Consider the following 6,352-nt stretch of genomic DNA (forward strand, 5'->3'; position numbering starts at 1 on the left):
AGGTTTTTTTGCCATGCAAGGCATGGTTTGGCGAAGCCAACGAGCCTCGCAGAGCACGTCCAAATGAAATTTGGTATAACGTGCTAGACCAAATTTGGTTTTTCTTCTATCCCCATGTTAAACTAGTTACCAAAAGGGGGGGTCTTGCTCATGGCTCACGTTCAAAAATATGCAAAAGGAAATGTTCAAGGATTGTCCATCCACTGGGACAGAAAAACAGAAAATCATTCGAATCAAGACATTGATAATGAACGGTCACATTTGAATTATGATTTATGTGAAAAAGAAGGAGATACACTTTCACGCATGAATGATCGGTTAAGTGAAGTGCATTGCTTGAATCGAAAAGATGTAAAAGTCTGTGCAGATTGGGCTGTTACATTACCGGAAAGTTTGAAAGATGCTTCTGAGAAGGAACAACGTGAATTTTTTGAGAAAACCTATGAATTTTTAGCGAACCGTTATGGTGGTGAAAAAAATGTGTTGTCAGCCAATGTACATAATGACGAAACAAGACCGCATATGCATTTTGCTTTTATGCCTGTTGTTTGGGACGAGAAAAAGCAACAGGCAAAGGTTTCAGCTAAAGAAGTTTTAACAAGAAAAGATTTAAAAACATTTCACCAAGATTTAGATGAGTTTTTGAAAAAAGAAATACCACAAATCTACAAAGAAGGTATTTTAAACGATAAAACGATTGGCGTTGATACGGTTAAAGATTTGAAAAGGTATTCTGAAGAAATACAGAAACAAAAAGATGTAATGGATGCGGAAGTAAAGGTCAAAGAAAGAGAGTTAGAGGGGAAAATTCAATCATTAGATAAAGAATTGGAAAGTAAAAAAAATGAGTTTCTGAATTTGAGTGAAGCACTCCCTTCAAAAATTAATATCAAAGTAAAAGGAAAAGAGAAAAAAACAGAGGTTGTAAAAACAGGTTTTTTAAAATCAGAAACAGTAACTACAGAAACTGGGAATTGGATTGTTTCTGATAGTGAAATGAGAAGGATGCAAAAAGTTCTAAGCGATGCAAATTTCGTAAAGGAAGATTATGAGCGTTTGCAGCGTACAGATTTAGTTAAAGAAAACAAAGAATTACATGATAGAGTTGATAGTTTAGCCGATGGTTATGTTAAAGCTATTAATGAGAATACAGATTTGTATGAGAAGAATAGAGAATTACGTAAGGAAATAAGCTCGTTAAAAGCCCATGTAAAAGATTTAAAGGAAAATGTAAAGGTTTTATACCACAATACGAAAAAAGTCCTTGGAGAGCATTTTAAAGCGTTTAGAGGACTTGTTAAGAATGAATTGGATATAAAAGGTGTAGATAATCAATTTGATTGTGAATATAAGAAAGAAATTAAGAAACAACGTGGATATAACATGGAACGTTAAAACCGTCTCAGAATTAATTCTGAGACGGTTCGTCGTTTTTGTATGTTATTTCTGTTTTAAGCTCTCTTCCTTTAGTTGAATAGACTTGTTGTAATCGGATTTCTTGTATATCGTGCCAATGGCCACGACCAAAATAACGAGCATTTACTTGATATGTACCAGTACCTTTTCTAAAAAGAATTTCTGCATTTACAAGTTTGTTGATGTTGTTATTAAGAACTTGTACTGTTTTATATCCTAGTTCTTGTGCCATTTGTTTTTTTATAAAGCTATTTAGAATGATCATATTGTCATAAGACATTACTTTTAATAAAACGTTAATAACTCTATCTAAACCTTTAGGTAAATCATTTAAGGCTACAATATCTTTTAAATATATTTTTACGTAGTCTGGTTCTTTGTCGATATAAGCATTTATAATTTCTTCTTCTTCTTGAATTTCACCAGTATTTATATCTATTATTTTATTTTTTGTAACTTTAGAAACTTTTTTCAAGGGTCTTTCCGGTTGCATCAAATCTACCTCCTACCCGATTTATAATTTAATTAAATTATAAATCGGGTATTTTAAAAGTGCAATATTTTTTATAGGATTTCACATTTATAATCCCACAAATTATAAATGATATAAAAAATAAATTTAATTTATAACTCCACAAATTACGGTATATAACTCCACAAATTACGGTTATAATCCCACAAATTATAACTTATAATCCCACAAATTATAGTATTTTCCTAGAAATCCAGTCATATCAACGGTTCAACCTATGTTCTCCCTTCTATTCTATTATTTTATAAAATTTAAAAGGGCTTTTCACTATGCAATAGTCGAGTAGTATTTTTTGAGAAAACCATTCAAAAAATCTCCACTCTTTTGCTATTGCATAGTGAAATTCGGCAGGTGTGAGCATGTCGCCAAGCCGAACAGACCAAAAACGAGGATTTAGATTGTTCGACTTGGACTAGCAATTGTACCTGCCGAACCGCCTTGCTCTATCGTTCTAAACAATCCGCTTATTCCATATTCATTTACGTTAAGATCCAGGGGGCTAGCCCCCAAACCCCCAGCCAGCACTCACACCCAAAAACAAGGAGAGAATGAACTTAGAACAGCACATTTATAGAAACTGTGTTTTTGCTAGATGCATATTAAAAAGGATAAGCATATGCTATATTACGCTTTCGTATAATTCCCTTATCTTTAAAGAGAACTTAAATCTTAATAATAGATTTGAGTTCTCTTTTTATATCATTATTCTCTAATTACCATATACATATAATATATTTAAAATTAATTTAAAAGGAGAAGTATGTTATATGACAAAATTGGAGGAACTAGAAAAAGATTTTAATCAAATGAATCTAGATTTAAAAGCTATACAACATGATATGAAAAGTTTAGAAGTAAGAATATTAGTAGCTGAAAAGGATGTTTTAACTATTAATAAACAATTAGATAAAATTAGTGCAAATACTACATGGATTTTACGATTGATCATAAGCGGATTGTTAACAGGAGTACTTGGTGTAGTAGCTAAAAACCTGTTATAGGAAAAAAGGGTGTTGGTCAATCAAAACGGACCTAGCAAAGCGAAGGGAGTATTTGACTTGACCAACCGTACTACACCCAAACCCTCTTGGCATTGAACAAACAATCGTTTGTTCCTGCTAACCGGCGAGGGAGCCCCTCAAGGATTGAGGGGTTGGGGAGTTTGATTGAGGGGGTCTGGGGAAGAGTTTCCCCAGTGGGTTTGGGCAAAGCCCAAGGTTTGTTTTTTGCCAGGCAAAGCATGGCTTGGCGGAGCCAAAGAGCCTCGCAGAGCACGTCCAAATGAAATTTGGTATAACGTGCTAGACCAAATTATCGGATTCTCTCAATCTTCGTGCTATGCTGATTACCAAAAGGGGGGCTTACTTGTGGCTCATGTAGAAAAATATACAAAAGGCAGCGTACAAGGATTATCGATTCATTGGGACAGAAAAACAGAAAATCATTCGAATCAAGAGATTGATAATGAGCGGTCAAATTTAAATTATGATTTATGCGAAAAAGAAGGAGATACACTTTCCCGCATGAATGATCGATTACGTGAAGTACATTGTTTGAATCGGAAAGATGTAAAAGTTTGTAGTGATTGGGTTGTTACGTTACCAGAAAACTTGAAGGGGACTTCAGAAAAAGAACAACGTGAATTTTTTGAAAAAACCTATGAGTTTTTAGCGAATCGTTATGGCGGTGAAAAAAATGTATTGTCCGCTAACGTACATAAGGACGAAACAACACCTCATATGCATTTTGCTTTTATGCCTGTTGTTTGGGACGAGAAAAAACAACGGGAAAAAGTTTCAGCCAAAGAGGTTTTAACAAGAAAAGATTTAAAGACATTCCACCAAGATTTAGATACATTTTTGAAAAAGGAAATACCACACATCTACAAAGATGGAATTTTAAATGATAAAACGATTGGTGTTGATACCGTTAAGGATTTAAAAAAGCATTCTCTAGAAATAGAGAAACAAAAAAAGGCGATGGATGCGGAAGTAAAGATAAAAGAAAAAGACTTGGAGAGAAAAATCCAATCTTTAGATAAAGAATTTGAAAGTAAAAAGAAAAAGCTTTTAGATCTCAGTGAACAATTACCACAAGAAATCAAAATCAATGCAAAAGGGAAAGAGAAAAAAACAGAGGTTGTGAAAAAAGGATTATTTAAAACAGAAACGATAACCAAAAACACTGGGAATTGGATTATTGGAACGAACGAATTGAAAAGAGTACAAAAAATGGTGAACGCTGCCTATATGGTCAAAAGGGATTATGAACGTTTGCAAAGTACAGATTTGGTGGAAGAAAATAAAAAATTACACCTGCAAGTAGAGGGCTTGTCTAACAATTTAAAAGCATCTCATCAGATTAATGCGGAGTTGAGAGAGAGAAATAAAGAATTACATACAAAAATAGGCTCGTTACAAGCTCATATAAACGATTTGAAGATAAACGTAAAGGTTTTATATCAACAAACGAAAAAAGTCTTTAAAGAGCAATTTAAAACGTTTAGAGGGCTTGTTAAGAATGAACTAGTTGGAAGGGAAGTAGAGGATTACTTTGAGCGTGAACATAAAAACGAAATGACTAAACAACGAGGATATGATATGGAAAGGTAAAACCGCCTTAGAATCAATTCTTGGGCGGTTTATTCAACTGCATTAATTGGAGCCTTATTATTATTAAAATCTTCGAATCTAGCAAGTAAGTATTTCTCTTTTGTATCTTTACCACGATGAACAAGGCTTGGATGTATCATTATTGCTCCAGTTCTTCTAGTAATTATTTGGGCTTGCTCCAGTGTTTTTAATGTGTCTATTACAGTTTGTCTAGATACCTTGCTTTTTTCGGTCAATTCTCTTGTAGTTATAATTAACGTATTTGTTGATTTGTCCATGTTTTCTAATATGTATTTTACAACTTGCATTTTTTTATTACCTAAACTATCTATTAATTGAACGATTGCAGTTAAATATGTGATCATAAAACCATTTCTAGGAGTTTTCTTTATGACTTCATCAGTTTCTATTATTTCACCTGTATCTAGGTTTCTCCATCGACTTTTACCGTTATATATTATTTCGTTTTCAGTTTTTTGTTTTGGCATATTATCACCTTTCTCCTATATTTTTGTATTTCTATTTTATCATAATTAGACCAAAAGGTCAAAAAAAATTAGACCAAAAGGTATAAAAAATTAGACCAAAAAGTATAAAAAATTAGACCAAAGAAAATGCCCTTCAATAGCTATATATCAGCTTAAAATCTACTTTTTACCCCCTGCTTACTCTTTTCTATATATTTAAGGCGATAAATATCGCCTTAAATATATTCTTTTTTTATTTTTTTTAGAGGGCTTTCCACAATGCAATAGTCGAGTAGTATTTTTTGAGAAAACCACTCAAAAAATCTCCACTCTTTTGCTATTGCATAGTGAAATTCGGCAGGTGTGAGCATGTCGCCAAGCCGAACATACCAAAAACGAGGATTTAAGTTGCACGACTTGGACTAGCAATTGTACCTGCCGAACCGCCTTGATCTATCGTTCAAGAATTTCACTAATGCCATATAAAATTACGTTAAGTTCCTGGGGGCTAGCCCCCAAACCCCCAGCCAGCACTCACACCCAAAAACAAGGGGGATACCAATAAAAAAGTCAAAATCCTATATAGTGGATTTTGACTTTTTTATTGGTATTGAACTACAAGGGTCCCTACAGGCTGTTTTTGAACACCCGTAGTTCTTTTTAAAAGGGATTAATTTATCAGATTTATTAAATGAATAATTCATAAAATCCCCTTTCAATCACTCTGTTGTATGGCAATTTATCAAGTAGGCAGTTGTACATAAGTAGTGTATGCAGGGGACAAAAATGTGTATATAACTGGATAAGCCTTTTTTATTTTTGGCTTGGTATGAAAAAAGAACCCTAATGTTGGATAGGGTTCTTTTTAGGGGTAACAGTTGAAGGTTGAAGGTATATTTCATATTTATTATGTACTTTACTCTTATATTCATTCGAATAGGAAACACATATGTTTGGAGTAATTTGCAAAGCGATTGTTGGAAAAGGAAAAATTAGCGGTAAGTGTCAATGGTAAGCGGACTGGAAGGGGTCAGCGGTTTGTGCTGATCCATGAAAGGAGCATTAAGGAATTGACACGTGCAATTGATTCTTCACCCTCTTGGCCTGTCAAAACGTCAAACGTTTTGGCCTGCCAACCGGCGAGGGAGTCCCTCAAGGATTGAGGGGTTGGGGAGTTCGATTGATGGGGTCAAGGGGAAGAGTTCCCCTTGTAGGTTCGGACAAAGTCCGAGGTTTTTTTGCCATGCAAGGCATGGTTTGGCGAAGCCAACGAGCCTCGCAGAGCACGTCCAAATGAAATTTGGTATAACGTGCTAGACCAAATT

General features: G+C 34.2%; 5 protein-coding genes. 3 read left to right on the plus strand and 2 right to left on the minus strand.

The features are described 5' to 3' along the window. Positions 1-150: 150 nt before the first annotated feature. Positions 151-1,395 carry a MobV family relaxase gene (gene mobV, locus J2S23_RS11030; protein WP_000951644.1) on the plus strand — a complete coding sequence of 415 codons (1,245 nt, stop codon included), beginning with the start codon at positions 151-153 and terminating at the stop codon, positions 1,393-1,395. 13 nt (positions 1,396-1,408) lie between these two features. On the opposite strand, the gene J2S23_RS11035 is transcribed toward mobV (J2S23_RS11030), so the two are convergent. Then, on the minus strand, positions 1,409-1,909 hold the full coding sequence (locus J2S23_RS11035) for a replication/maintenance protein RepL (protein WP_001182216.1): 501 nt from the start codon (positions 1,907-1,909) through the stop codon (positions 1,409-1,411). 806 nt (positions 1,910-2,715) lie between these two features. Here J2S23_RS11035 and J2S23_RS11040 point away from each other — a divergent pair. Together J2S23_RS11040 and mobV (J2S23_RS11045) are read left to right on the plus strand one after the other, a co-directional pair. Further along, entirely contained in the window at positions 2,716-2,949 is a 234-nt protein-coding gene (locus J2S23_RS11040) for a hemolysin XhlA family protein (protein WP_046199669.1), read from the plus strand. A 165-nt stretch (positions 2,950-3,114) separates the two neighbouring features. Then, positions 3,115-4,560 carry a MobV family relaxase gene (gene mobV / locus J2S23_RS11045; RefSeq protein WP_307122767.1) on the plus strand — a complete coding sequence of 482 codons (1,446 nt, stop codon included), beginning with the start codon at positions 3,115-3,117 and terminating at the stop codon, positions 4,558-4,560. A gap of 29 nt (positions 4,561-4,589) precedes the next feature. Here the strand turns inward: mobV (J2S23_RS11045) and J2S23_RS11050 are convergent, their stop codons facing one another. Continuing rightward, positions 4,590-5,048, minus strand: a complete 459-nt coding sequence (locus J2S23_RS11050; RefSeq protein WP_001125937.1) for a replication/maintenance protein RepL — start codon at positions 5,046-5,048, stop codon at positions 4,590-4,592. Between the last annotated feature and the right edge of the window lie 1,304 nt (positions 5,049-6,352).

Source organism: Streptococcus moroccensis, from assembly GCF_030812835.1.
GTDB classification, from domain to species: Bacteria; Bacillota; Bacilli; order Lactobacillales; family Streptococcaceae; genus Streptococcus; species Streptococcus moroccensis.

Coding starts and splice junctions, on each gene's coding strand:
- J2S23_RS11040 (WP_046199669.1), top strand. CDS start 2,716: ATGACAAAATTGGAGGAACTAGAAAAAGATTTTAATCAAATGAATCTA.
- mobV (WP_000951644.1), top strand. CDS start 151: ATGGCTCACGTTCAAAAATATGCAAAAGGAAATGTTCAAGGATTGTCC.
- J2S23_RS11035 (WP_001182216.1), bottom strand. CDS start 1,909: ATGCAACCGGAAAGACCCTTGAAAAAAGTTTCTAAAGTTACAAAAAAT.
- J2S23_RS11050 (WP_001125937.1), bottom strand. CDS start 5,048: ATGCCAAAACAAAAAACTGAAAACGAAATAATATATAACGGTAAAAGT.